Annotated in this window: 26 protein-coding genes; 21 read left to right on the top strand and 5 right to left on the bottom strand. The window is 60.2% G+C overall.

Annotated elements, in window-relative coordinates; all coding sequences use genetic code 11:
• Positions 1 to 12 precede the first annotated feature (12 nt).
• The 3 genes from GGD50_RS15565 to GGD50_RS15555 all read right to left on the bottom strand — a co-directional run bounded on the left by GGD50_RS15565 (position 13) and on the right by GGD50_RS15555 (position 1546).
• On the bottom strand, positions 13 to 345 hold the full coding sequence (locus GGD50_RS15565; RefSeq protein WP_183938246.1) for a BON domain-containing protein: 333 nt from the start codon (positions 343 to 345) through the stop codon (positions 13 to 15).
• 35 nt (positions 346 to 380) lie between these two features.
• Positions 381 to 743, bottom strand: a complete 363-nt coding sequence (locus GGD50_RS15560; protein ID WP_183938245.1) for a hypothetical protein — start codon at positions 741 to 743, stop codon at positions 381 to 383.
• 77 nt (positions 744 to 820) lie between these two features.
• The gene (locus GGD50_RS15555) at positions 821 to 1546 is read right to left on the bottom strand and encodes an MgtC/SapB family protein (protein ID WP_183938244.1); all 726 of its coding nucleotides are present in this window, start codon (positions 1544 to 1546) and stop codon (positions 821 to 823) included.
• 134 nt (positions 1547 to 1680) lie between these two features.
• Here GGD50_RS15555 and GGD50_RS15550 point away from each other — a divergent pair, with 134 nt between their 5' ends.
• The 11 genes from GGD50_RS15550 to GGD50_RS15500 all read left to right on the top strand — a co-directional run bounded on the left by GGD50_RS15550 (position 1681) and on the right by GGD50_RS15500 (position 11956).
• Entirely contained in the window at positions 1681 to 1908 is a 228-nt protein-coding gene (locus GGD50_RS15550; protein WP_183938243.1) for a hypothetical protein, read from the top strand.
• 177 nt (positions 1909 to 2085) lie between these two features.
• On the top strand, positions 2086 to 2520 hold the full coding sequence (locus GGD50_RS15545) for a CBS domain-containing protein (RefSeq protein WP_183938242.1): 435 nt from the start codon (positions 2086 to 2088) through the stop codon (positions 2518 to 2520).
• A 36-nt stretch (positions 2521 to 2556) separates the two neighbouring features.
• A complete protein-coding gene (locus GGD50_RS15540) occupies positions 2557 to 3204 on the top strand; it encodes a protein-L-isoaspartate(D-aspartate) O-methyltransferase (protein ID WP_183938241.1) in 648 nt (215 codons plus the stop codon).
• A 193-nt stretch (positions 3205 to 3397) separates the two neighbouring features.
• Positions 3398 to 4411, top strand: a complete 1014-nt coding sequence (locus tag GGD50_RS15535) for a LacI family DNA-binding transcriptional regulator (protein WP_183938240.1) — start codon at positions 3398 to 3400, stop codon at positions 4409 to 4411.
• A 4-nt stretch (positions 4412 to 4415) separates the two neighbouring features.
• Complete coding sequence (locus tag GGD50_RS15530; RefSeq protein ID WP_183938239.1) at positions 4416 to 4949, top strand: NUDIX hydrolase; 534 nt, start codon at positions 4416 to 4418, stop codon at positions 4947 to 4949.
• Positions 4950 to 5240: 291 nt separating this feature from the next.
• Positions 5241 to 6125, top strand: coding sequence for an AraC family transcriptional regulator (locus GGD50_RS15525; RefSeq protein WP_183938238.1), 885 nt, complete (start codon positions 5241 to 5243; stop codon positions 6123 to 6125).
• Positions 6126 to 6338: 213 nt separating this feature from the next.
• Entirely contained in the window at positions 6339 to 7424 is a 1086-nt protein-coding gene (locus tag GGD50_RS15520) for an ABC transporter substrate-binding protein (protein WP_183938237.1), read from the top strand.
• Between the two features lie 93 nt (positions 7425 to 7517).
• Positions 7518 to 8339, top strand: a complete 822-nt coding sequence (locus GGD50_RS15515) for an ATP-binding cassette domain-containing protein (RefSeq protein WP_183938236.1) — start codon at positions 7518 to 7520, stop codon at positions 8337 to 8339.
• On the top strand, positions 8336 to 9586 hold the full coding sequence (locus GGD50_RS15510) for a sugar ABC transporter permease (protein ID WP_183938235.1): 1251 nt from the start codon (positions 8336 to 8338) through the stop codon (positions 9584 to 9586). The genes GGD50_RS15515 and GGD50_RS15510 overlap by 4 nt, the downstream gene beginning before the upstream one ends.
• 25 nt (positions 9587 to 9611) lie before the next feature.
• Entirely contained in the window at positions 9612 to 10340 is a 729-nt protein-coding gene (locus GGD50_RS15505) for an SDR family oxidoreductase (RefSeq protein ID WP_183938234.1), read from the top strand.
• Positions 10341 to 10342: 2 nt separating this feature from the next.
• Positions 10343 to 11956 carry an FGGY-family carbohydrate kinase gene (locus tag GGD50_RS15500; protein WP_183938233.1) on the top strand — a complete coding sequence of 538 codons (1614 nt, stop codon included), beginning with the start codon at positions 10343 to 10345 and terminating at the stop codon, positions 11954 to 11956.
• A gap of 150 nt (positions 11957 to 12106) precedes the next feature.
• Here the strand turns inward: GGD50_RS15500 and GGD50_RS15495 are convergent, their stop codons facing one another.
• Positions 12107 to 13111 (bottom strand): LacI family DNA-binding transcriptional regulator, encoded by a 1005-nt coding sequence (locus GGD50_RS15495; RefSeq protein WP_183938232.1) that lies wholly within the window; start codon positions 13109 to 13111, stop codon positions 12107 to 12109.
• Between the two features lie 219 nt (positions 13112 to 13330).
• Between GGD50_RS15495 and GGD50_RS15490 the strand changes: the two genes are divergently transcribed.
• The 9 genes from GGD50_RS15490 to GGD50_RS15450 all read left to right on the top strand — a co-directional run bounded on the left by GGD50_RS15490 (position 13331) and on the right by GGD50_RS15450 (position 22551).
• Positions 13331 to 14470 carry a sugar ABC transporter substrate-binding protein gene (locus tag GGD50_RS15490; RefSeq protein ID WP_183938231.1) on the top strand — a complete coding sequence of 380 codons (1140 nt, stop codon included), beginning with the start codon at positions 13331 to 13333 and terminating at the stop codon, positions 14468 to 14470.
• A gap of 80 nt (positions 14471 to 14550) precedes the next feature.
• On the top strand, positions 14551 to 16089 hold the full coding sequence (locus GGD50_RS15485; RefSeq protein ID WP_183938230.1) for a sugar ABC transporter ATP-binding protein: 1539 nt from the start codon (positions 14551 to 14553) through the stop codon (positions 16087 to 16089).
• A complete protein-coding gene (locus GGD50_RS15480; protein ID WP_183938229.1) occupies positions 16086 to 17081 on the top strand; it encodes an ABC transporter permease in 996 nt (331 codons plus the stop codon). Before GGD50_RS15485 ends, GGD50_RS15480 begins: the two co-directional genes overlap by 4 nt.
• Positions 17078 to 18061, top strand: coding sequence for an ABC transporter permease (locus GGD50_RS15475; protein ID WP_183938228.1), 984 nt, complete (start codon positions 17078 to 17080; stop codon positions 18059 to 18061). The genes GGD50_RS15480 and GGD50_RS15475 overlap by 4 nt, the downstream gene beginning before the upstream one ends.
• A 98-nt stretch (positions 18062 to 18159) precedes the next feature.
• Positions 18160 to 18936 carry a precorrin-6A synthase (deacetylating) gene (gene cobF, locus GGD50_RS15470; RefSeq protein WP_183938227.1) on the top strand — a complete coding sequence of 259 codons (777 nt, stop codon included), beginning with the start codon at positions 18160 to 18162 and terminating at the stop codon, positions 18934 to 18936.
• A gap of 78 nt (positions 18937 to 19014) precedes the next feature.
• Positions 19015 to 20421, top strand: a complete 1407-nt coding sequence (gene cobG / locus GGD50_RS15465) for a precorrin-3B synthase (protein WP_183938226.1) — start codon at positions 19015 to 19017, stop codon at positions 20419 to 20421.
• 2 nt (positions 20422 to 20423) lie between these two features.
• Entirely contained in the window at positions 20424 to 21056 is a 633-nt protein-coding gene (locus tag GGD50_RS15460) for a precorrin-8X methylmutase (RefSeq protein WP_183938225.1), read from the top strand.
• Positions 21053 to 21790, top strand: a complete 738-nt coding sequence (locus tag GGD50_RS15455; protein WP_183938224.1) for a precorrin-2 C(20)-methyltransferase — start codon at positions 21053 to 21055, stop codon at positions 21788 to 21790. Before GGD50_RS15460 ends, GGD50_RS15455 begins: the two co-directional genes overlap by 4 nt.
• Positions 21787 to 22551 (top strand): precorrin-3B C(17)-methyltransferase, encoded by a 765-nt coding sequence (locus tag GGD50_RS15450; protein WP_183938223.1) that lies wholly within the window; start codon positions 21787 to 21789, stop codon positions 22549 to 22551. The genes GGD50_RS15455 and GGD50_RS15450 overlap by 4 nt, the downstream gene beginning before the upstream one ends.
• Here GGD50_RS15450 and GGD50_RS15445 read toward each other — a convergent pair.
• Entirely contained in the window at positions 22515 to 23285 is a 771-nt protein-coding gene (locus GGD50_RS15445) for a cobalt-precorrin-6A reductase (protein WP_183938222.1), read from the bottom strand. The genes GGD50_RS15450 and GGD50_RS15445 overlap by 37 nt on opposite strands.
• Between GGD50_RS15445 and cbiE the strand changes: the two genes are divergently transcribed.
• Complete coding sequence (gene cbiE / locus GGD50_RS15440; RefSeq protein WP_425503981.1) at positions 23269 to 24516, top strand: precorrin-6y C5,15-methyltransferase (decarboxylating) subunit CbiE; 1248 nt, start codon at positions 23269 to 23271, stop codon at positions 24514 to 24516. The genes GGD50_RS15445 and cbiE overlap by 17 nt on opposite strands.
• The last annotated feature ends 7 nt before the right edge of the window (positions 24517 to 24523 follow it).

Genomic DNA, 24523 nt, shown 5'->3' with positions numbered 1-24523 from the left:
TGCCTACGCTTTCTATCGCGGCTTACGAATACAAAGGTTGCTGTCGTGGCCGCTGATGCCGCTCACTTGACGTGAATGGGTCTCGATGCGTCGCTTGATCTCGTCGTTTTCGACCGATCCTTCGATGAGGACACGGCCACTGCTGACGGTGATAAAGATGCCGGAGATATCCAGCAGCGGGTCTTCGCTCAATTTCCTTTGGATTTCGGCGCGGATTTCCGCATCGGGCCGCCATTGCGATTCAGACGCCTTGAACGGATTTTTTGTCGACGCATGTGGCGGGTGCTGACGTTGCATGACGCCCTCCTTCTCTGGGCTCATGGAACGCAACAAGAAAAACGCCATAAGGTTCCATCCCGCAGCCTGCTTTCGGAAGCCGCTTATCGGCCCGTAATAACCCCGTGCAGCAAAAAGCCGGCGAGGCCGCCGATTGCCAGCATCGCAACATTGCGCATTGAACGGCTCTCTCGCGGTCGCGAAGCTCTGACCGCCGCCGCAATTCGGCCGGCAGCCGCATCCAGGGCCTGCTCGCGTTGCCTGTCGCAATCCGGAGTATCGGTCGATCGCGAGTCGTCGGACCCCGGTTCCGAATAGGTGAAATTCACTTCGAGCGTCTCCACGCCGGGCGTACGCGTATCGATCTCTCCGGCGCCGCCCGCAGCCTGATCGAGCGCCTGCTGCGTACGAATATCTGCACCAGCGGAGGCAGCGTCGTGCGTTTTCATCTCTCTGGTTTTGACCATGGCATCCTCCTTTCGTTCGAAGGGCAAACCCTCTCCGGGCGAGAATGTTCCCCGTGGCATTCTGGGGTGCCTCATGGTCATGTGGTCGTTGTCATCATCTCGAACGACACGACCTTATAGCGCTCTTCGACAGCAGCCAGGAGGTCCGACGCACCGCCGCTGACACTTCCATGCTTCCATCGCACTTGATAGGCGGCATGAACGGCAGCATCGGGTTCGTTTATCGACTTGCTGACGAGATGGAAGGAATAGCCGAGTGGGTCGAACGCGGTTTCGATCTTCGCGATATCGGCGCTGCTAAGAAGCTCGATCACCACATGCGCCTTTTGCCGATGCGATATCAATTCATCGAACAATTTGAATGGTGAAAGCACGATGAAAGCCACAATGGCTCCCGCGGACCCGACCACCAACTGCCCGCCACCGATGCACAGGCCTATTGCCGTCATGATCCAGAGCGTTGCTGCCGTCGTCACACCCGTGACCAGATCGCCGCGCTTGAGGATGGCACCGCCGCCGATAAAACCGACGCCGGTTAGTATGCCGAGCGGAAAGCGCAGGATGTCCATGCGGACGAATGACTGGGGCGTTTTGCCCATCGTGGTGAGCAGTAGGTTGGCCTGGATCATGGCCAGGCATGCCGCCAAGCCCACCAGGATCGTTGTCCGGAATCCGGCGGCATGCCCGCCGGCCTCGCGGTTGAGGCCAATCAGCGCGCCGGCTGCGATGACCAATACAAGGCGCATCGCGATGTCCACCCATGTGGGGCTCAAAGGCATGAGTTCGATCACCGTGCTTGGCATCGTACCCTCCTGACATCCATTTCATGGCCGATCTCCAATGCCGGAACAAAGCTGGAGGGATTTCGTTCCGCCCTTGAGGAGATGAACGGGCTCCGCCACGATCCCGCGCCCCAAGAAATCTCAGGAGAATGCACATGACCATGACCGCAAAAGACATCGTCTCCGTTCTTGGACCTGTCGATGAGACCCTCATGGCCGATATCTCCGCGACCGGCGCTACGCTGGGGGAGCTTGCGGAGGCCTGGGCCTGGGTCAACAATGACGAGGCTCTGATCGGCGAGGGCAGGACGCTGCCGAGCGGCAAGGTGGCTGAGCTTGTCGATCTGCTTTCTGCCGGTGAAGACGACGAATTCGAGATGTAATTTCGATTATCCGCGCCGCAGATGGGAACAGATCGCCGCTTCGCCTGTTGTTGTAGCGGGCTCTCAATGGAGGGTGCCGCGACCAGTGGGGAACCGGGCGCCGCCCGATCTAAGGTCGCTGGAAAGATTGCCCTGTGCCCAAGGGCCGGGACGAGGCGTCCGCTCATGGAGGAACCAATGAAAGTTCGAGACGCCATGACGCACGACGTGCGCATCACCAATCCTGACGAGACAATCCTGCAGGCCGCCCAAACGATGGCGGATCTCGACGCCGGTATCCTGCCCGTCGGCGACCATGACCGCCTGGTCGGCATGATCACCGATCGCGATATCGCCATCCGTGGCATCGCCCAAGGCAGGGGGCCGGACGCGAAGGTCCGCGATGTCATGACATCGGAGGTCAAATATTGCTTCGATGACCAGGAAATCGATGAGGTCTGCCGCAACATGGGCAGCATCAAGGTCCGACGCCTGCCGGTGCTGGATCACAGCAAGCGGTTGGTTGGGATTCTCTCGCTCGGCGATATCGCCCTGGCGCAAAGCAACGGTAGCGCTGGCAAAGCGCTGAGCGGCATCTCGCGCCACGGCGGAGAACATAGCCAGACGGCTTGAACAACGGCGTGTTCCGGACGGTGGAGGCAGCCGACCATGCACGAGCGTCTTCGTATGGTGGAAAAACAGATCGCCGGGCGCGGCATTCGCGACCCGGCGCTGCTGGATGCCATGCGCCTGGTGCCGCGGGAAAAATTCGTCGAGAAGGGCTTCGAGATATTTGCCTATAACGACTGTCCACTGCCGATCGGCAAGGGGCAGACGATCTCCCAGCCCTATATGGTTGCGCTGATGATCGAGGCAGCCGAGGTCAAACCCGACGATACGGTTCTCGAAATCGGCGCGGGACTTGGCTATGCGACTGCTATCCTCAGCCGCATGGCAGGCCATGTCTTTGCCGTGGAGCGCCACGCCTCTCTGGCGGCGGGAGCGGCCGAACGACTGCAACGTCTCGGCTACGACAATATCGATTTGCGCTGCGGAGACGGCTCAAAGGGATGGCCGAAAGCCGCTCCCTTCGGCGCCATTATCGTCTCGGCCGCCGCGCCGGAAGTGCCGCAGGCCCTGAAAGAACAGTTGGCCACGGGCGGCCGGCTGGTCATCCCTGTGGGACGGGAAGAGTACAGACAGACGCTCCTCAAAATCGTGCGAAAAGGCCCGGATGATTTTACCACCCAAACTCTCGGTGCGGTGATTTTCGTGCCGCTGATCAGCGAGCGAGGCGGAACTGAAGATTATAGTTGATCACATCGCTTTCGCTGCGAAGCACGCACTACCAACCATGTCGTATCCCTTCATCTTGCAAGCGCGTGCAAATGCCGCACTGTCCTGCCGTGCCATCAACAGCATTCTTCATAAAACTGTCATGGCGGTGGCTCAGAGGATGATGCACGCAATTGCAAAATTGAGTAAGTTCGCATGCCGGCTGGAGAGAAGCGTGCCGCAGAAAGTGTTCGTGAGCGCACAGGAAGTAGCGGACCGGGCAGGGGTTTCCCGCTCGGCCGTTTCGCGCACGTTCACGCTAGGGGCGAGCGTGTCGCCGGAGACGCGCCGGAAGGTGATCGAGGCAGCCGATGCACTCGGCTATCACGTCAATCATCTTGCCCGCGGGCTGATGCGCAATGAAAGCGGCATCGTCTGCTTGATCGTCTCCGACATGGCCACGCCGCATCGCTCCGCCCTGGTCAAGGCGCTGGCGCAGGAGCTGCAGCACAGCGGCAAGATTGCAATGCTCGTCAACACCGACCTTTTGGACGGCAGTGTGGATCTGGCGTTGCGCCAGGCGATCCGCTACCGCGCCGATGCCTCGATCATCGTCTCGGGGATGCCTGACAAGTCGATCACGCAACTCTGCCTGAAGAACGGCCAGCGTCTGGTATTGATCAATCGCGACGACGAGCAGGAAGGGCCTCTGCGGATCAATCTCGACGATGAAGAGGCCGCCGGTCGTGTCGTCACGGCCTTCCTTCGTGCCGGCCGCCGCAGGCTCGCCTTCGCCAATTCTGAGGCCGGCACACCGAGCCTCATGGCGAGGGAGCATGGCTTCGTCGCGGCGGCCAAGGCGCATGGTCTGGAGGTCGTCGTCGAGCGTTATGGATGGACGAGCTATGAGAGCGGCAGGGTTCTTGCCCAGCGGCTTCTCACCCTTTCCGGGCGGCCGGATGCCGTCTTCTGTGCCACCGACCTCCTTGCCTGCGGCTTCATAGACGCCGCCCGCCACCAGTTTTTCATCCGTGTTCCCGACCAGCTTTGCGTTGCCGGTTTCGACGACATCGAACAGGCCTCCTGGGCATCCTATCAATTGACGACCTTTGCCCAGCCGCTTGCTACGATCGCGCGGGAGGCGGTCTCATGGCTGGAAAGCAATGAGACCGCAAAGCCTGAAGGACAGGCCCACGCCATCCGCCTTCACGCCGATCTCGTTTGGCGTGGCTCGATCAGGGGCGGCTGACGGCATGGCACCATTGATCCCAGGCCAGCCGAAATTTTCCGGAACAACGGAAAGATTTTTGTCCGATCTCGCCTCCCATGCGGATGCGCTGTTCCATGGTCCGGTATACGAACAATATGCGGCGATCTGTTACCGGAGAAACCGGGAGCTTGGTGCAGCGGAAGTGCTTGTCGTCACCAGCCGCGAAAGCGGGCGCTGGGTTATGCCCAAGGGCTGGCCGATAAAAGGGAAAAAGCCGTACGAAGTGGCCGAAATCGAGGCCTTCGAAGAAGCCGGCGTTCGCGGCAAGATCAAGAAGAAACCGTTCGGCTATTTCACCTACCTGAAGCAACTCGCCGACGACAACCGCGTTCCCTGCATCGTGCAACTGCATCTGCTCGAAGTCGAAAGATCCTGCGAAAATTTTCGGGAAAAAGGCCAACGCCTCACTGAATGGGTCTCCTTCATCGAAGCCGCAGGCCGCGTACGCGAACCGGAACTCAAGGGCCTTCTCCTGGCGGCTGAGCAAAAACTACGCCGGTTGAAAGGGAAGAAGTAGCATTTGGCTACGCGCTTCACTTATCCCGTAAGTCCGGCCTAGCGCCCAGCCTTATCAAGAAGACCAAAGCCATAGATCAGCAACTATCCATTGCGGATGACTGCCTCTACTCCTGTGCGATCGGGCACAAATCGGCGCAGAATTGTCAAAAAAGTATCAGTCTGGCGTTCATGGCGTAGTAGCGGCGGTGGATGTCCACGCGTAAAGTCGGATCGTTGGAAAAGAACAATGGCCTCTGGGAGGAGGTGCCGGTGCGGGAAAAACCCGGCCGCGGGCAGGCGGGAGGACGACATGAATCCAGATTTGGAAGTGGTCGCGATCGGCAGCGCCGAGTCCTTCAAGGCGTGGGAACACGGCTATCCCTACCGCACGGTCCGCTGGCATTTCCATCCCGAATATGAAATCCACCATGTCGTCGCAACGACCGGACAATATTTCGTTGGCGATTTCATTGGCGAATTCGAGCCGGGAAATCTTGTGCTGACAGGTCCGAACCTGCCGCACAATTGGGTGAGTGATGTGCCGCCGGGCACCTGCCTGCCGCTGCGCTGCCGGGTCCTTCAGTTCTCCGAATCCTTCTTTGCCGACGCAAACCGGGTTTTTCCCGAGCTTTCCGGATGCATCGATGTTCTGGAGATGAGCCGCCGTGGCGTGCTGTTCACGCCGGAAACGGCGGCGGTCGTCGGGCCGATCCTCGGTGAACTGGTCGAAGCCAAAGGAATTCGCCGTATCGAGCTTTTCATGAATGTGCTGAATGCATTGAGTAGCGCTGAGAACGCCAGCACGCTCGCCAGCACACGCTATCATCCCGATCCTTCGGGGTTCATGTCGGCTGGCGTCAACCAGGCATTGGCCTACGTCAACACCCATCTGACGGAGCCTTTCAGCGAAGCCGATCTTGCGGAATTGACCGGCCAGAGCCCGAGTGCGTTCTCACGCAGCTTCCGCCGGCATACCGGCATGGCGCTCGTTCAATATGTCAATCGGCTGCGGATCAACTTCGCCTGCCACCTGCTGATGAGCAAAGCGGAAATGTCGATAACCGACATCTGCTTTGCCGCCGGCTTCAACAATATCTCGAATTTCAATCGTCGTTTTCTGGATCAGAAGGGCATGGCGCCCTCGCGCTTCAGAACATTGCTGGCACAGAACGTAAGAGCGGTGGAGGCCGCCTAAAAGAGGAGGACCGGGAGGAGAGACCAGACAATCGGGGGCAAGATGGAGCGGGCATGAGAATGGCCCGAACGGAGACTCTTGTCCGCGTGTCAGACCCAAGAAGCATGGCCGCAGGGCCTGCTTTGGAGGCTGCACCACGGAACAGGCATCGAGCTCAAGACATGAGCCTGAGGCTTCATCAACACAACTATCATTTGGAGCGGAGGAATTCCAATGACTCAATTCGCATTGAAACTGGCAGGCGCTGCAACACTCGCTATCGGCCTTCTGAGCGGCACGTCCGCATTTGCGCAGTCCGCGAAAGTGACGGACGCGACGGTTGCTTTCCTGATGCCCGACCAGAGCTCCACGCGCTACGAGGAGCATGACTATCCGGGTTTCCAGGCGGAGATGAAGAAGCTCTGCGCAGGTTGCAAGGTGATCTATCAGAATGCAAACGGTGACGCTTCGCGCCAGCAGCAGCAGTTCAATTCCGCGATTTCCCAGGGCGCGAAGGCAATCGTCCTCGATCCGGTCGATTCCACGGCGGCAGCGTCTCTCGTCAAGATGGCGCAAAGCCAGGGGGTAAAGGTCATTGCCTATGACCGTCCGATCCCATCGGCGGTAGCCGACTACTATGTCTCCTTCAACAACGAGGAAATCGGCAAGATGATCGCCAAATCGCTTGTCGATCATTTGAAGGCGAAGAACGTCAAGACTGGGGATGGCGGCCTTCTGGAAATCAACGGTTCGCCGACCGATGCGGCGGCAGGCCTGATCAAGAAGGGCATCCACGCCGGTCTCGCCGATAGCGGCTATCCAGTACTTGCCGAGTTCGACACGCCGGAATGGGCGCCGCCGAAGGCACAGCAATGGGCAAGCGGCCAGATCACCCGCTTCGGCAAGAAGATCCTGGGCGTTGTCGCCGCCAATGACGGCACCGGCGGCGCGGCCGTTGCAGCCTTCAAGGCCGCCGGCATCGATCCGGTACCGCCCGTCACCGGCAACGATGCGACGATCGCCGGCCTGCAGCTCATCATCGCTGGCGACCAGTACAATACGATCTCCAAGCCGAGCGAGATCGTTGCTGCGGCAGCGGCAAATGTCGCGATCCAGTTGCTGTCGGGCGAAGCGCCGAAGGCTGATACGAAGCTCTTCGATACGCCGACGCAACTCTTCGTGCCGGCGCTCGTTACCTCGGAGAATCTGAAGGCTGAGATCATCGACAAGCAGGTCAACGGCAAGCCGATCCAGACTGCGGACCAGCTCTGCGGCGATCGTTATGCGGAAGGCTGCAAGACGCTCGGCATCACGAAGTGACTATCTCCTCCCGCCAAATTCCCCGGTCGCTTGAGGGCGGCCGGGGAACCGGGAACCCATCCTGCTGCATTCATACAGAAAGGCTCGCGACATATGACTGACGCTCCCGACCAAACAGCCGCGACAGGCGAGTTGGTGCTCAGCCTGCGAGGCGTCTCCAAACATTTCGGTGCCGTATCGGCGCTGACTGATATCGATCTCGACGTGCATGCGGGCGAAGTCGTCGCTCTGGTGGGCGACAACGGTGCCGGCAAGTCGACGCTCGTCAAGATCCTTGCCGGCGTCCACCAGCCGAGTGCCGGCACGATCACCTTTCGTGGTTCTAAGGTGACATTGAGCGACCCGAGCACCGCGCTGCATCTGGGCATAGCCACCGTTTTCCAGGATCTCGCGTTGTGCGAAAATTTGGATGTCGTCGCCAATATCTTCCTCGGGCGGGAACTCAGCCCGCTGAAGCTTGACGAAACCGCGATGGAGGTCCGCGCCTGGACCCTTTTGAACGAGCTTTCGGCGCGTATTCCGAGTGTCCGCATTCCGATCGCATCGCTCTCCGGCGGGCAGCGCCAGACGGTAGCGATCGCGCGATCGCTGCTTCTGGAGCCGAAACTGATCCTGCTCGACGAGCCCACGGCAGCCCTTGGCGTCGCCCAGACGGCCGAAGTTCTGAACCTGATCGAACGCGTTCGCGACCGCGGGCTCGGGGTGGTCATGATCAGCCACAACATGGAAGACGTCCGGGCCGTGGCGGATCGCATCGTCGTGTTGCGGCTCGGCCGGAACAACGGAATTTTCTATCCCGATGCATCCAATCAGGAATTGGTCAGTGCCATTACCGGCGCCAGCGAAAATGCGGTTTCGCGCCGCGCCGGGCGCCGTCAGGCGCAACAGCAAATAGGGCAGGAGGGTCAGATATGACCAGCGACATCAAACAGGCGGGAGCGCTCCTCGACCGAAGCGATATTCGCGTCAAGCACGAAGCCGGTCTCGGCGGCACGATCCGTTCGTCGATCGACAAGGTGCGCTCCGGCGATCTCGGCTCACTGCCGGTGGTTGTCGGCCTGATCATCATCTGGACGGTCTTCGGCACTCTCAACCCGACCTTCCTTTCGAGCAACAATCTTGCCAATCTCCTCTTCGATGCATCGACGGTCGGCGTTATCTCGCTCGGAATCGTATGCGTCCTGATGGTGGGCGAGATCGATCTCTCCGTCGGCTCGATCAGCGGCTTTGCGTCGGCCATGGTTGGCATGCTCTGGGTCAACGAGGGCTGGCCGGTGGCCGTTGCCATTATCGCCGCACTCGTCGTCGGCGGATTGATCGGATCGCTCTACGCGTTGCTTTTCAACCGGCTGGGAATGCCGAGCTTCGTTTCGACGCTGGCGGGCCTACTGGCGGTCCTAGGCATGCAGCTTTACCTGCTTGGCGCAACGGGTTCGATCAACCTGCCCTATGGGTCGGCCATCGTGAATTTCGGCCAGCTCATGGTCATCCCGCGTCCGCTCGCCTATGTCTTCTCATTGCTTCCCGGCATCGTGATGCTGGTTTCTGGCTATCGCGCGGCTCTCCGCCGCCGCGAGGCCAATCTTTCCTCCCGGTCGATCGGCGGTCTTGTGGTGCGCGCCATTGCGATCACCGTCGCGCTCGAATTCGTCGCCTTCTATCTCAATCAGGATCGCGGTATTCCATGGATGTTCGCGCTCTTCGTCGCGCTGGCCATCATCATGGACTATGCGCTGACGCGGACCCAGTGGGGCCGGTCGATGGCTGCCGTCGGCGGCAATCGCGAGGCGGCGCGCCGTGCGGGCATCAACGTTCGGCGCATCTATACAAGCGCTTTCGTTCTCTGTGCAATGTTTGCAGCACTCGGCGGCGTGCTCGCGGCGGCGCGTCTCGCATCGGCGAGCCAACAGGCTGGCACGGGCGACGTCAATCTGAACGCGATCGCCGCTGCCGTCATCGGCGGAACGAGCCTCTTCGGCGGCCGCGGCAGCGCATATTCGGCGCTACTCGGCATCATCGTCATCCAGTCGATCGCGAGCGGGCTGACGATGCTCGATCTGTCCTCTGCCCTTCGCTACATGATCACCGGCGCAGTTCTCGCCATTGCCGTCATCGTCGACTCCCTGGCACGCCGGTCGCGAGTTTCGCACGGCCGAGCCTGATATAACGACCAAGGGAAGGAATGATATGAGACAGGAACTTTCTGGAAAGGTTGCAGCGATTACCGGGGCCGCCTCGGGGATCGGTCTTGAATGCGCCAAATCACTATTGCAGGAGGGCGTGAGCGTTGCCCTCATCGACAGAGCCGAAGAGTCTCTGAAGAATATATGTTCCGAGCTTGGTCCGGAGGCTTTTCCTCTGGTCATCGACCTCACTGATCCCGCCAGCGTTGCGACGATGATGCCGCAGATACTGGAGAGATTCGGAAAGCTCGATATCTTCCACGCCAATGCCGGTTCTTATATCGGCGGTGAGGTCGTTGACGGGGATCCCGACGCCTGGGACCGGATGCTGAACCTGAACATCAATGCGGCGTTCAGATCGGTTCGGGCGGTATTGCCTCACATGGTGGAGAGGAAGACCGGCGATATCATCGTGACCAGTTCCATCGCCGGCATGGTTCCTGTCGTATGGGAGCCGATCTACACGGCTTCTAAGCATGCGGTGCAAGCCTTCGTCCACACGGTGCGCCGGCAGGTCTCGAAACATGGCATTCGCGTGGGAGCCGTTGCTCCCGGCCCGGTGGTAACAGCTCTGATTAGCGACTGGCCGAAAGCGAAGCTCGACGAAACGGTTGCGGCGGGCGGATTGATGGAGGCGACGGAGGTCGCGGAGGCGGTGTTGTTCATGCTGTCCAGACCGCGCAACGTCACCATCCGCGATCTCGTTATCCTGCCGAACAGCACGGACCTCTAAAGATGGCGCGATATTTCATCGGCGTCGACGTCGGTACAGGCAGCGCTCGGGCAGGGGTCTTCACGGAGAATGGCAATCTGCTGGCTTCGGAAAAACGCCCGATCACGATCTGGCATGAGGCCAGCAGCATTGTCGAGCAATCCAGCGAACAGATTTGGAAAGCGGTTTGCGGCAGCGTCAAGGAAGCCATTGTGTCGGCCGGAATCCCGGCCACGGCCGTCGCAGGCATAGGTTTCGACGCGACCTGCTCCCTCGTCGCCATCGAAGCTGATGGTGCTCCGGTGGCAGTCGGTCCGTCCGGTAATCCGGATCGCAACATCATCGTCTGGATGGATCATCGCGCTGCCGGCGAGGCGGCCGAGATCAACAGCGGCGATCACGATGTTCTGCGTTACGTCGGAGGCAGTATCTCGCCGGAAATGGAAACGCCGAAGCTTCTCTGGCTGAAGCGCAATCTGCCGCAATCCTTTGCCGCTGCTGATCACTTCTTCGACCTTGCGGACTATCTGACCTGGCGTGCGACCGGCTCACTGAGCCGGTCGGTCTGCACCGTCACCTGCAAGTGGACCTATCTCGCCCATGAGAAACGCTGGGATGCGGAATATTTCAAGGCCATCGGCCTGGAAGAGCTGGCGGCGGAAGGCTTTTCCAGAATCGGTACGGATATCGTCGAACCCGGCACGGCGCTGGCGAATGGGCTGACCGAGGCCGCAGCCTTGGATCTGGGATTGCCGATCGGAACCGCCGTCGGAGCGGCCCTGATCGATGCCCACGCGGGCGGTGTCGGCACGCTCGGAGGAGATGGCGGATCGAGAGTGCAAAACAGGCTCGCCTACGTCTTCGGCACCTCGGCCTGCTCGATGGCTTCGAGCGAGAATCCCATTTTTGTCGGGGGCGTATGGGGCCCATATTACTCGGCGATGATACCAGGGCTCTGGCTGACGGAGGGCGGCCAGTCGGCTGCCGGAGCCGCCATCGATCATCTGGTTGCGATGCATCCCGCATCTGCCGAAGCGCGTGCGAAGGCGGAGATGGGAGGTCTCTCCCTCGTCGCATGGCTTGACCGTAAGGCCACCGAATTGTGCCCCGACTTGGCGCGTGCCGGTGAGCTTGCAAGGTCGATCCATGTCGTTCCGGAGTTTCTCGGAAACCGGTCACCCCATGCCGATCCAGATGCTCGCGCGGTGATCGCCGGCGTCGGACTTGAGATCGAGATCGCTGACCTGATTTCGCTCTATGTCGCCGGTCTCTGCGGTATTGGCTATGGCCTGAGGCAGCTTTTGGAGACGTTGTCACGAGATGGCATCGAGATCGGTATGATCGTCGCGAGCGGCGGAGCCGCGCAAAGCAACCTCGTCCGACAGCTTCTGGCCGACACGACGAATACCCCGGTCGCGATCGCCAATACCGAGGAGCCCGTATTGCTGGGCGCGGCGATGCTGGGCGCCGTTGCCGCAGGACACCATCATTCGCTGCTGGAAGCGATGAAGGCGATGTCGAGCCTCGCGACAATCTTCTCTCCCGCGGGTGGCGCTACCCAGTTGCTGCATGAGAACCGCTATCGCGCTTTCGAGCTGCTGCAGTCCGCGGACCGGGAAATCCGTCGGTTGCTGTAACGGGTAGATGAGCGCCTGCGTCGCTTGAACTGCATCACGCGGTCATCGATTGGGAGCGCCATATGACGGCGGCGTCGATGATTCCGCGATCGTACATGGCGCAGCCTCCGCAGTGGTGATGCTCGGCGCGCTATTGTGGACGAGGCGAATTCAGCCGCTAGTGCTCTCGCGGGGCAACAGTGCAAATCCGAGGTCCGTTTGCTCCATGTCGGGCTTGGCCCCCGCTTCTAGCGCCGCAAGAACTTTCTCCGCCGCAAGCTTTCCGGTTTCATAGCGTCGCGTCGCGATGGAGGAGAGCGACGGGGAAACGCAGGCTGCAAATTCGAGATCGTGAAACCCGATAATCGATATGTCGTCCGGCACCCGGATGCCACGCTTGCGGCATTCCTGCATCGCGCCAAGGGCCAGGCTGTCATCAGTGCAGAATATGGCCTCGGGAACATTGCCGCATTCATGCGCCATGGCGAAGAGTTCCGATCCCAGCGCAACTGAGCTGTGGCGCGGCTTTGGGGCGATGATTTCCGCGCTTGGTAGGTCTGCATCTCGCATGGCCTTGTGATACCCATCGAAACGCGACTGGGCGCGGTGGTCGAGATTGCCGGTGAGAAACGCGATCCGACGAAAGCCACGCTCGATAAGATGGCGGGTCGCCACGTAGCCGGCATGTTCCTGAGACATGCCGATGTTGAGATTTATCGGGTCGTCGGAAAGTTCGAAGGTTTCGACGACCGGCAGGTTTGCTTGAGTGAGAAGCTGCCTCGAAAGCGCGGTGTGGTGAATACCGGCGATGATGATCGCTTCGACCCTTTGCCCCAGCAGCGCTTTGATGGCGTTTTCCTCTTCGATTTCGGAATAGCGGCTGTTGACGACCAGTACCTGGAAGCCGGCATCGATCAGAACTTCATGCAGGGCAAAAAGGTATTCGGCGAAGATCACGTTGTAGAGGGTCGGCACGATCACCCCGATCGTGTGGGTGCGCGACGAGGCAAGTCTGCTTGCTGCAACATTCGGGACATAACCGAGTTCGTTTACCGCCGCATGGACGCGCAGGCGCAATCCCTCCGACACCGCCCCGGGCTTTCTTAGAACGCGGGATACGGTGATGGGGCTGACGCCAGCCAGGTTTGCAACATCATCCAAGGTTATTCGGCGCATCAAGTATCGTTCACATGTTGTTGAATTCGAGTTCTCCAGAATAAGAATATCTATAAATACTTCATGGATGACAGCGCTAGCAATTAGAATTTGACAGCGCTGTCAACCATGTTACGCTTCGACAAATCCGGAAAGGATGGGATGGAGCCTTTTTCCGGATTCAATCATGCCGATCAAAAATAAAAGGGCGGGTCAATTCGCCCGAGGAGGAGGACTTCTATGCCGAAAGCTATCAAAGTAAGATCCGCTCGGATCGCCGTGTTTTCCATACCGTTCATTGCGTTGCTTAGTGGCGTCGCCTATGCAGAACCAAAGGTCGTCTCCGGCCCCGCGGGCGATCCGAAATGCATGACGCCCTGGGCAGCCGATACGCAGTTTCTGCAATTCCCGAAAAAACAAGGCCCCTACCGGATCGCACTCGCCAACGGCTATATCGCCAATACCTGGCGCATTCAGATGGTGCAGACGGCCAAGGCTTATGCGGCGCAACCCGATGTTGCAGCCAAGCTGAAGGAATTCAAGGTCGTGTCGACGGGCGAAGACGTTCCCGCCCAGATATCGGCAATCAACAATTTCATAGATGCGGGCTACGATGCTATCGTCGTGGATGCGCAGAACCCGACCGCCTTCGGCCCTGTCATCAAACGAGCCAAGCAGGCCGGTGTCATCCTGGTTGCCTTCGACAACATCCTCGATACCAAGGACGCCATCAACGTCAATGTCGACCAAAAGGGTCTCGGTGTCATCTGGGCCGATTGGCTTGTGAAACACATGCCCAATGGCGGCAAGGTTCTCGAGGTGCGAGGGGTTGCCGGCACCTCCGTCGATACCGATCGCCACAACGGCATCAAGGAGACGTTGGATGCGTCCGGCAAGAAGTTCAATGTGACGGAAGTTGTCGGCAAATGGGATGACGGCGTCGCGCAGAAGGCGACAGCCGACGCCATCGCCACCAACGGTCCCTTCGACGGTATCACGGCGCAGGGTGGCGACACCGGCGTCGTGCAGGCAATGATGGATGCCAAGCATCCCTTCGTGGTCTTCGGCGGCGAGACGGAAAACGGCTTCCGCAAGCTTTGCGCTGCACATTCGGCCGACGGCCTGAAATGCGCATCGGCGGGAACCGGACCGGCTCAGGTTGCGGTTGCAATCAAGACAGCGATTGCTGCTCTGGAAGGTCAAGTTATCCCCCAGGCCGTGAAGCTGCCGACCGCTCTCGTCTCTGATCCGGATTTCAAGGAAGGCCAGGATTATTATCCCAAGCAGTCCGATAACTTCTTCGTCGGCAATTCCTTCCCAACCTGCGGGATCAATTTCACGGCTCAGGAGATCATGGGGCAGACAAAGGAAAATCAATAGTTACCTTTGTTTCCGACGCTTGACTGCGGACCATCGTGTCCGCAGCCTCGTTCTTGCGGCACCCGATGGGAGGTTGGGGCGTGAGTTTATCCGAACCGTTTTTCCGGATGGAAGGCATATCCAAGCGCTATGGCGGTGTCGTCGCGCTGAAAGAAGCCAACATCGCCATTCGGCCGGGAGCCATACACGCCGTTCTCGGTGAGAATGGCGCAGGCAAATCGACCCTCATCAAGATCATGGCGGGAGTCGTCGCCGCGGACGAGGGGCGTATGGTGTTCGACGGCAAAGAGGTGACTTTTTCCACGCCTGCCGCGGCCAACAGCGCAGGCATCGTCTGCGTCTTCCAGGAGTTGTCGCTGGTCCCGGATTTGTCCGTGGCCGACAATGTCGTCATCAGCAATCCGCCATTGCGGTTCGGTATGATTGACCGTCGCAGGCAGCGGCAGATCGCTGAAGAAGCCCTGGCGCGTGCCGGCGCTTCCGATATCCACCCGTCCTCTCTCGTCAAGGATTTGCCGCTCTCTCGCCGCCAGATGGTCGAGATTGCCAAGGCGCTCGCTCGTAAGCCGAGGATCATGATCCTCGACGAAGCAACGTCGGCATTGACCCAACCCGACGTCGAAAAGGTGTTCAGCGTGCTGAAGCGGCTGCGCTCCGAGGGCATGGCGCTCATCTATATTTCGCATCGCATGCATGAGATTGCCCAACTGGCGGATGAGTGCACCGTCTTTCGCAATGGGCGTAGCATTGAATCCTATCCGGCCGGGACGAAGAGCGACCATCAGGTGATCGAGCTGATGATCGGACGCGAATATACGAGCGTATTTCCACCGAAACACGCAGCCGAGAACGGACTTGCACCGATCCTTTCCTGCCGGGATCTTGCCTGGGGCGATCGGCTCTCCGCCATCAGCTTCGATGTCCGGCCGGGCGAGATCGTTGGCCTCGGCGGACTGGACGGGCAGGGGCAACGGGAGCTGCTGCTGGCGCTGTTCGGTGTGCTGCGCGACGTACGGGGCGATGTGCAGATTGCGGGCCGAAGCGTGACGATGAAAAGTCCGAAACAGGCAAAATCCGGCGAAACGTCGATCGCGCTTATCCCGGAAGACCGCAAGACTGAAGGGCTGATGTTGCCCATGACCGTGCGCGAAAATCTGTCGATTGCAGCACTCGACAGCGTGTCGAGCAGGGGCGTGATCGACCGCGCCGCTGAGGCCAGCAGGATCGACGAACTCCTCAAGCTGCTGGCGATCAAGGCCGCGACCATCGACATGCCGGTCGGAGCGCTTTCCGGTGGAAATCAGCAGAAGGTTGTCATTGCCAAGTGGCTGATGAACCGGCCGAAGATCGTTTTGCTGAACGACCCGACGCGAGGGATCGATGTCGGTACCAAACAGGAGATCTACGTCTTGCTCCGCAAGCTCGCGGAGGCCGGCGTCGCGCTCATCTTCTATTCCACCGACTATGACGAGCTGATCGGCTGCTGCGATCGAGTGCTGGTGATGTACGACGGCAGTATCGTCCGGGTGCTGGAAGGCTCTAATATCAATGAACGCGAATTGATTGGCAGTGCGCTCAACATCGGAGCACACCTGACAGAACAGAAGGTCGGCCAATGAAAGAGATACCACACGGCGAATGGCGCTTCTGGTATGCGCAACACAAGGGGACGCTGTTGGCCGCGGCGCTCTTTGCCGTCATGTTCGTGATTTACGTCTCGAACCATCCGGCGGGATTTACCCCGAATGTCGTACAGACCGCGTCGAACAAGGCGGCATTGCTGGCCTTCGTCGCGATGGCGCAATGTTTTGTGGTCATTACTGCCGGCATCGATCTTTCGGTCGGCATGATCCTCATTCTCTGCAATTGCCTGGCCTCGTGGCTTGTCGTTGGAACGCCGTTTGAGACTGCTTTGGGCGTTGTCGCCGTTCTTTTGACGGGGCTCGCCTGTGGCATGCTGAACGGGCTGATCATCATCTTCGGGCGGCTGCAGCCGATCGTGACCACAATCGCGACAAGCGCAATCTTCTTTGGATTGGCCCTGATATTGCGTCCGACGCCCGGCGGTGCGGTGAACGAGACGCTGGCTGATGCTTTTACCTCCAAGCTTTTTGATGTCTTTCCTGCAAGTCTGGTCGTGCTTGCCGCCGCCCTTTTGATCTTCTGGATCCCGTTCAGCCGGTCGATTTTGGGCCGCGCTGCCTATGCAGCAGGGTCCGCCGAAAACGCCGCCTACATGTCCGGCATGCCGATCAAGCGTGCGAAATTCGCAGCCTATGCACTGGCAGGATTGATGTCCGCCATCGGCGGGCTCTACCTGACCTTCTTTTCCTATACCGGCGAAGCCGCATTCGCGAGCGGCAATGCCTACACGCTTTATTCGATCGCCGCTGTAGTGCTTGGCGGCGTTTCGCTGGCGGGTGGAAAAGGTGGCGCAGTCGGTGCCGTCTTCGGCGCATTGGCTTTCCGGACGATCGGCGATCTACTGTTCGTCTTCGATCTTGACCCTCTGTGGCAACCCCTGTTCCAGGGCGTGGTACTCATGCTGGCGATCAGCATCGGCTGCATGGGTCTGGCCCGGGTTCGCAACCGCCTGGAGTGGTTTCAATGAGCGAGGATGTGTCTCTCATGCAGCGATCCAGCATACCCGCGCGCTTGCGTCGCATCGATCCGGCGGTGGCAATCGCTTTCGGTTGCATCCTGCTGCTGCTTCTCGGCGGCTCCATCTATTCATCGAATTTCCTGTCGCCGGACTATCTGCTGCAGCAATTGAAGGTCGCTTCGTTTCTCGGCGTCATAGCGACCGGCATGATGATGGTCATTCTCATCGGGCAGATCGACCTCTCCGTTCCCTGGGTCGTTGCCGCCGGGGCGATGATGGCTTGCGCGGCAACTGCCTATGGCAGTGTCGGATCTTTTTTTGCCATTCCGTTCGGAATCCTGTGCGGCGCGGTGATCGGTGCGGTCAACGGCCTCGCGGTTGCCTACTTGCGCATCCCGTCGATGATTATCACGCTTGCGACGAACGCGGTCGTGCAGGGTTTGATGGTCGTCTACACCGGCGGGTTCGCGCCCCAGGATGCGGCGTCGCCGGCGATGCGTTTTCTCGCAACCGGCTATGTCATATCCCCAATTCCGAATGGTGTGCTTGTGTGGCTGGTTGTCGGCCTTCTCGCCGTTTTCCTGCTTGTGAGAACCACATTCGGCCGTTCGCTATATGCGATCGGAAACCGGGAGAGAGCGGCCTATATGTCGGGGATCGACACGCGCCGCATCACTTTGCTGGCATTCTTGATGTCCGGCGGGCTCAGCGCCCTGGGCGGTGTGTTGCTGGCCGGCTACGCCTCCAAGGCGTCGCAATCGATGGGGGACGCTTATCTTTTGCCGTCGATTGCGGCGGTGGTCCTCGGGGGTACGCATGTGCTCGGCGGCAAGGGATCGTATCTCGGAACCGTCGCCGGCGTCATCCTGATTACCCTTCTCCAATCCATCCTCTCCGTCATGCAGATCGAAGAAGCCGGACGGCAGCTCATCTATGGCGTCGTCATCATCTGCATGCTGCTGCTCTATGGGCGACAAAAGCTGAGTTAGAAAGGCACGTTGTCGCCTATCGCGGCCAACTTGATTGCCACCACACTTGAAATGCCCTTCCGCTTCCGGCAAACAGCCGGAAGAACGAGGGCGAGGAAATGAGACACATCTATCTTGTCGGCATCGGAACGGGCAATCCCGAGCATATGACCGTGCAGGCCATCAATACGCTGAACAATGCGGATGTCATTTTCATTCCTAGCAAAGGTACGGCCAAGGCTGAGCTTGCCGATGTGCGGAGAGACATATGCCAGCGCTATGTTACGAACAAGGCCGTCCGCTTTGTCGACTATGCCGTGCCGGTGCGCCAGACCGCGGATCGCAGTTACGTACAAAGCGTCGATGACTGGCACGCCGAAATTTCGTCGACCTACGAACGGCTATTCCAGGACCATATGGCGGAGCAGGGAAGCGCCGCCTTCCTCGTCTGGGGCGATCCTAGCCTCTATGATAGCACGATCCGTATCATCGAGCGGGTCAAGGCACGGAACCGCATTGCACTCAGCTATAGCGTCATCCCCGGAATCACCAGCATCCAGGCTTTGACGGCGAGCCACCGGATCCCGCTCAACCTTGTTGGAAAGCCGGTGCAGATCACTACGGGCCGCCGGCTGGCCGAGAGCTTTCCAGGTGTGGTCGAGACGGCCGTCGTCATGCTCGACGGCGAGCAGGCGTTCAGCAAGATCGACGATCCCGATGCCTATATCTACTGGGGTGCCTATCTCGGCACCGAGGATGAGATCACCATCGCCGGTCGGCTTGCCGACGTGTCTGACCGCATCATGGCGACCCGGGCGGAGGCGCGGGCGAGGCATGCTTGGATCATGGATATCTATTTGCTGCGCAAAGGCCAGGATTTCGACGATCAGGCATGAGGTACTCTGCCGCGGCCAAATTGTTTGCCCGCCGATGAGGATTATGTAAAGGACATCTCCTTCGGGAAGGATGGTCGGATGACGGTGACCGAGAGGCAGATGATGGCAGGGCATAATATTCTCTCAGGGGAGAATATCGACGCTATTGCCTGCGTTCCGGACGCACAATCGATGGCACGCGGCGCTTGCCCCTCACTGAGTGCCCCGATGATCACCGGTGACGGACTGCTCGTGCGGCTGCGTCCGAAGACGCCGGGCCTTACGATCGAGCAATTCCGAGCGCTCGCCCAAGCGGCTGAGAGGCATGGCAACGGACTGCTCGAAATCACGGCACGCGGCAATCTTCAGCTACGCGGCATGACCACGGAAAGCATGGCTGGCCTCGCTGCGGATATCGCTCATGCCGGCATCATCCCCGAAACAGGCGTCACGATCGAGACCCCGCCGCTCGGCGGATTGGACCCACTGGAAATCGCCGATGCCCGCAACTTGGCTGCTCTGCTTCGCCAGCAGATCGCCGCGCTCGATCCCCAGCCGGCATTGGCACCCAAGCTGACCATCATCATCGATGCCGGCGGGCGGCTGAACCTCGATGCAATCTCCGCGGATATTCGGTTGAGGGCGGCAAGAGCCGCTGATAATTCGACCATATGGGATCTCGCTGTCAGTGGCACGGCACAAACGGCGAAGGTCATCGCCTCTTTTCCCGCCGAACAATTGGCCATCATCGATCTGCTGAAAGCGCTGGCCCTTCTCGGGCCACGCGCGCGCGGCCGTGATCTCGATGTGGACAGCCTGCGAATGAAATACCGCTCGCTTGACGTTAGCGCACTCGGCATTGCCGAGCAGCATGTTTCGCCGATTGGTATCCATCCTCTCGGCAGCGATCATCTCGCGCTCGGCCTGCACCCATCTTTCGGGCAAATCCAGGCGAAAGACCTTCTTCGTTTCCTCGCCATCGCCGAAGCTGCCGGAGCAAGCGAAATCCGCACTGCGCCGGAACATGCGATGTTGGTGCTGGGTCTCGGTGTCCAGGCGGCAGAAGCCGTTCAATTGGCTGCAGCAGATTGCGGTTTTCGAACGCGCGCCGATGATCCGTCGAATCACATGGACGTCTGTGCCGGGGCTGGGGCTTGCGCTTCCGCCTTCTACGCAACGAAATCCGCAGCAGCGGATCTTCTCGACCTGGCTCCCGAGCTGCTCGACGGCTCGCTCACGATCCATCTCTCCGGCTGTCGCAAAGGCTGCGCCCATCCGGCCAATAGTGCCATCACCATCGTCGGTGCGCCAATGGGCTATGGGGTTGTCGTAAATGGGTCCGCATCGAGCGAGCCTGTGGCCTACATCGGAAAAGAAGAGCTAAAATTCGCCCTGGCTGAGATGAACAGGCTGGTGCGGAACAACAAAGTTGCTGGCGAATCGACGAAGGAGTGTCTTACACGGCTCGGCACCGACGCGATCGTGACAGCGCTACGACAGGGGTAGGAATGCCTGATTATGATTATATCCGCGAGGGGAATGCGATCTACGAGCGCTCCTTCGCAATCATCCGCAGCGAGGCCGATCTATCGCGCTTTTCGGATGCCGAGGCTGATGTTGCCGTGCGCATGATTCATGCCTGCGGCCTCGTCGAAGCATCGGAGCATTTCGTGTTCTCTCCCGATTTTGTTGCGGCTGCCCGCACGGCGCTTGTCAACGGCGCGCCGATCTTCTGTGATGCCGAGATGGTCGCCCACGGCGTTACCCGCGCACGCCTGCCGGCGGCCAATGAGGTGATTTGCACGCTGCATGATTCCCGCACAGCGGAACTGGCGAAGACGACCGGCAATACCCGCTCGGCAGCGGCAATGCATCTCTGGAAAGATCGTCTGGCGGGCGCAGTCGTTGCCATCGGCAATGCGCCGACGGCGTTGTTCCATCTCCTCGAAATGCTGCGCGACGGCGCACCGAAGCCTGCCGCCATCATCGGCATGCCCGTCGGGTTCGTAGGCGCCGCCGAATCCAAGGATGCGCTGGCGGAACATTCCTATGGCGTTCCCTATGCCATCGTTCGTGGCCGTCTTGGTGGCAGCGCCATCACCGCCGCCGCGATCAACGCTTTGGCGAGGTCTGGACTATGAGCGCGCATTCCACTGGCCGGCTGATTGGCGTCGGCACCGGGCCCGGCGATCCGGAACTGCTGACCATCAAGGCCGTCAAAGCCCTGGAGAAGGCGGAAGTCGTCGCCTATTTCGCCAAGCAGGGGAAAAATGGCAATGGTCGCGCGGTCGTCGGGGATGTGCTCAGAACCGATGTGACCCTGCTACCGCTCTACTATCCCGTGACGACGGAAATCGACAAGAACGAGGGGGACTACAAGAGCCAGATTACCGATTTCTATGATGCCTCCGCCGAGATGGTTGCCGCCTATCTTAAGGATGGCAAGACGGTCGCCGTTCTCAGCGAAGGCGATCCGCTGTTCTACGGTTCGTATATGCATCTGCATGTGCGGCTTGCCGATCGTTATCCGACGGAAGTCATCCCTGGCGTGACAGCGATGTCCGGCTGCTGGTCATTGGCGGGCCTGCCGATGGTGCAAGGGGACGATGTTCTATCCGTGCTCCCGGGCACCATAGCGGAAGCCGAACTTGCCCGTCGCCTCGGCGATACGCAGGCGGCCGTCATCATGAAGGTCGGCCGCAATTTGCCTAAAATTCGGCGCGCTCTTGAAGCTGCCGGCCGTCTCGAGGAGGCGCTCTATGTCGAGCGCGGCACGATGGCGAACGGCGCGATGACGCCACTCGCGGAGAGAGGAGACGCCGAAGCGCCCTATTTCTCGCTGATCCTTGTTCCCGGTTGGAAAGACAAGCCATGAGCGGTCGTCTCTATGTCATCGGTACCGGCCCCGGAAACCCGGCGCAGATGACCCCGGAAGCGCTGGCGGCAGTGGTCGACGCGACGGAATTTTTCGGCTACGGCCCCTATCTCGATCGCTTGTCGCTGCGGCCGGATCAGATCCGCCAGGCCTCCGACAATCGCGAGGAGCTGGATCGCGCCAAGGCAGCGCTGGAGCGCGCGATCACCGGCGTCAATGTCTGCGTCGTCTCCGGCGGCGATCCCGGCGTTTTTGCGATGGCGGCAGCGGTGTGCGAGGCGATCGACAATGGGCCGAGCGAATGGCGGGATGTCGATCTTGTCGTCGCGCCGGGCATCACCGCCATGCTTGCCGTCGCAGCTCGCATCGGCGCCCCCCTGGGGCACGATTTCTGCGCCGTCTCGCTGTCGGACAATCTAAAGCCCTGGGATATCATAGAAAATAGGCTGCGTTTGGTGGCGGAAGCAGGGCTTGTGATCGCCCTCTATAATCCCATCAGCAAGGCTCGTCCCTGGCAGCTCGGCAAGGCTTTCGAAATCCTGCGCGACGTTCTTCCCGCCGAGGTTCCCGTTATTTTCGGTCGTGCGGCGGGCCGCCCGGATGAGCGCATGACAGTTGCAAGGCTCGCGGATGCCGACGCGTCGAGCGCCGATATGGCGACGTGTGTCATCATCGGTTCGGCCGAGACGCGCGTCATTGCTCGAGAAACAAAACCCGATCTGGTCTATACGCCACGCTTCATCAAGGACGCGGCAAGATGATCGATGCGACGCTGCGCATCCTCGATAGTCTCGACTGCCGGCATATCGGCGGCGGGTGCGCGCTCGATCATGATCACTTCGATGCCGAGCTGTCGCGCCGCCTCGATTTTCGCGTAGGTCGCACTGCCGCCGCTGTTCTTCGTCACGATCACGTCGATCCGATATTGCCGCAACATGGCGAGCTCGTCTTCCAGCCGGAACGGACCTTTGGCATGGATGTAGGTAACGTTGGGCACCGTCAGCGGCGGCTCGACCGGATCGACGCTGCGCACCCAATAGTGATGAATGGGCGCCGCATTGGCCTGATGCGCCTCTTGTCTGCCGATCGCCAGAAAAACGTGGCGAGGCGAGGGGCCGAGCGCCGCAATGGCCTTGGAAACACTTTGCACCGAGTGCCAATGATCGCCCTCAGCAGGCAGCCAGGCGTGCCGGCGAAGTGCGAAGGCAGGGATATTGCTCAAGGCAGCGGCTTCCGCGGCATTGGCGGAAATGCGGGCGGCGAAGGGATGGGTTGCGTCGATCAACAGATCGATCGCTTCGTCCGTCAAGTAGCGTGCAAGGCCCTCTGCGCCGCCGAATCCACCGTTACGCATGGGAACCGGCTGCGGAGCCGGATCGACGGTTCTGCCCGCCAGCGACAGCACGACGTCGAGACCGGCGCGCGACGCCAACGCCTCCGCCAATTGACGGGATTCCGTCGTACCACCCAAGATCAGAATGCGGGTCTTGCCCATGTCTGAGATGCCTTCCCCTCAACGCTGGCTCACTCTTATCGGCATCGGCGAAGACGGTCCAGCGGGGCTTGGCGACGATGCCAAACGGTTAATTGCTGCCGCGCCCGTCGTCTTCGGCGGCACGCGACATATCGAACTGATGCAGGCTCTGATCAAGGGCGAAGCGCATAGCTGGCTGAGCCCCTTCGAAAAATCCATCGAAGCCGTACTGGCTCGGCGTGGAATGCCGACCGTTGTTCTGGCCTCCGGCGATCCCTTCTACTATGGGGTCGGTGCGACGCTCTCGCGGCATGTTCCTGCATCCGAGATGACCGTTATTCCCGCCCCCTCTTCTTTCAGCCTTGCCGCATCGCGCCTCGGCTGGCCGCTGCAGGACGTGACCGTTCTTTCCCTGCATGGCCGGCCGCTGGACCTTGTCCGCCCGCATCTTCATCCCGGCCGGAAAATTTTGGCCCTGACTTCGGATGCCCAAGGTCCCGCCGATCTGGCGCGCCTGTTGCAGGAGGCTGGGTTCGGTCAATCAACGCTCACTGTTCTCGAAGCGCTGGGCGGACCACATGAACGAGTTTCGACGCAGCGGGCAGCCGATTTCAGGCTCTCCGGCATCAATGATCTGAATGTTTGCGGCATCGAAGTCGCCGTGGCGACGGACGCACGCATCCTGGCGCGCAGCGCCGGCCTGGACGACAGCCTGTTCGAGCATGACGGTCAGATCACAAAGCGGGAAATCAGGGCCATGACCCTGTCGGCGCTGGCGCCACGTCATGGTGAATTGCTGTGGGATATCGGCGCCGGCTCCGGCTCCGTCGGCGTGGAATGGATGCTGGCCCACCCTTCGATGCGGGCCATCGCGATTGAATCTTCAGGCGAGCGCGCTGCTCGTATCCGCCGCAATGCGGCAAATTTCGGTGTTCCAGGGCTGACCGTCGTCGAAGGACAGGCGCCGCACGCTCTTGCCGGTCTGCCGGCACCGGACGCGATCTTCATCGGCGGCGGCGGCAGTGATGCGGGTGTCATGGACGCGGCCATTGCCGGGCTGAAGGCAGGCGGGCGGCTGGTCGCCAATGCGGTGACGATCGAGATGGAAGCGATGCTGCTCGCCGAACATGCCCGCCGTGGCGGGTCGCTGATTCGGATCGATATTGCCCGCGCAGCACCCATCGGCACCATGACCGGCTGGCGGCCGGCGATGCCGGTGACGCAATGGTCCTGGGTCAAACCATCAGAATGAGAAACGA

The organism is Martinezella paranaensis (assembly GCF_014200235.1).
GTDB classification, from domain to species: Bacteria; Pseudomonadota; Alphaproteobacteria; order Rhizobiales; family Rhizobiaceae; genus Rhizobium; species Rhizobium paranaense.
This window is presented reverse-complemented; position numbering and strand designations above follow the sequence as displayed.

Excerpts from the sequence above, each read along its gene's own strand:
- GGD50_RS15445 (WP_183938222.1), bottom strand. The coding sequence starts at position 23,285 with ATGGGCAAGACCCGCATTCTGATCTTGGGTGGTACGACGGAATCCCGT.
- GGD50_RS15490 (WP_183938231.1), top strand. The coding sequence starts at position 13,331 with ATGCCGAAAGCTATCAAAGTAAGATCCGCTCGGATCGCCGTGTTTTCC.
- GGD50_RS15500 (WP_183938233.1), top strand. The coding sequence starts at position 10,343 with ATGGCGCGATATTTCATCGGCGTCGACGTCGGTACAGGCAGCGCTCGG.
- GGD50_RS15530 (WP_183938239.1), top strand. The coding sequence starts at position 4,416 with ATGGCACCATTGATCCCAGGCCAGCCGAAATTTTCCGGAACAACGGAA.
- GGD50_RS15560 (WP_183938245.1), bottom strand. The coding sequence starts at position 743 with ATGGTCAAAACCAGAGAGATGAAAACGCACGACGCTGCCTCCGCTGGT.
- GGD50_RS15495 (WP_183938232.1), bottom strand. The coding sequence starts at position 13,111 with ATGCGCCGAATAACCTTGGATGATGTTGCAAACCTGGCTGGCGTCAGC.
- GGD50_RS15565 (WP_183938246.1), bottom strand. The coding sequence starts at position 345 with ATGGCGTTTTTCTTGTTGCGTTCCATGAGCCCAGAGAAGGAGGGCGTC.
- GGD50_RS15480 (WP_183938229.1), top strand. The coding sequence starts at position 16,086 with ATGAAAGAGATACCACACGGCGAATGGCGCTTCTGGTATGCGCAACAC.
- GGD50_RS15460 (WP_183938225.1), top strand. The coding sequence starts at position 20,424 with ATGCCTGATTATGATTATATCCGCGAGGGGAATGCGATCTACGAGCGC.
- GGD50_RS15450 (WP_183938223.1), top strand. The coding sequence starts at position 21,787 with ATGAGCGGTCGTCTCTATGTCATCGGTACCGGCCCCGGAAACCCGGCG.
- GGD50_RS15555 (WP_183938244.1), bottom strand. The coding sequence starts at position 1,546 with ATGCCAAGCACGGTGATCGAACTCATGCCTTTGAGCCCCACATGGGTG.
- cobG (WP_183938226.1), top strand. The coding sequence starts at position 19,015 with ATGACGGTGACCGAGAGGCAGATGATGGCAGGGCATAATATTCTCTCA.
- GGD50_RS15550 (WP_183938243.1), top strand. The coding sequence starts at position 1,681 with ATGACCATGACCGCAAAAGACATCGTCTCCGTTCTTGGACCTGTCGAT.
- GGD50_RS15510 (WP_183938235.1), top strand. The coding sequence starts at position 8,336 with ATGACCAGCGACATCAAACAGGCGGGAGCGCTCCTCGACCGAAGCGAT.
- GGD50_RS15520 (WP_183938237.1), top strand. The coding sequence starts at position 6,339 with ATGACTCAATTCGCATTGAAACTGGCAGGCGCTGCAACACTCGCTATC.
- GGD50_RS15540 (WP_183938241.1), top strand. The coding sequence starts at position 2,557 with ATGCACGAGCGTCTTCGTATGGTGGAAAAACAGATCGCCGGGCGCGGC.
- GGD50_RS15525 (WP_183938238.1), top strand. The coding sequence starts at position 5,241 with ATGAATCCAGATTTGGAAGTGGTCGCGATCGGCAGCGCCGAGTCCTTC.
- GGD50_RS15475 (WP_183938228.1), top strand. The coding sequence starts at position 17,078 with ATGAGCGAGGATGTGTCTCTCATGCAGCGATCCAGCATACCCGCGCGC.
- GGD50_RS15515 (WP_183938236.1), top strand. The coding sequence starts at position 7,518 with ATGACTGACGCTCCCGACCAAACAGCCGCGACAGGCGAGTTGGTGCTC.
- GGD50_RS15455 (WP_183938224.1), top strand. The coding sequence starts at position 21,053 with ATGAGCGCGCATTCCACTGGCCGGCTGATTGGCGTCGGCACCGGGCCC.
- GGD50_RS15505 (WP_183938234.1), top strand. The coding sequence starts at position 9,612 with ATGAGACAGGAACTTTCTGGAAAGGTTGCAGCGATTACCGGGGCCGCC.
- GGD50_RS15545 (WP_183938242.1), top strand. The coding sequence starts at position 2,086 with ATGAAAGTTCGAGACGCCATGACGCACGACGTGCGCATCACCAATCCT.
- cobF (WP_183938227.1), top strand. The coding sequence starts at position 18,160 with ATGAGACACATCTATCTTGTCGGCATCGGAACGGGCAATCCCGAGCAT.
- cbiE (WP_425503981.1), top strand. The coding sequence starts at position 23,269 with ATGCGGGTCTTGCCCATGTCTGAGATGCCTTCCCCTCAACGCTGGCTC.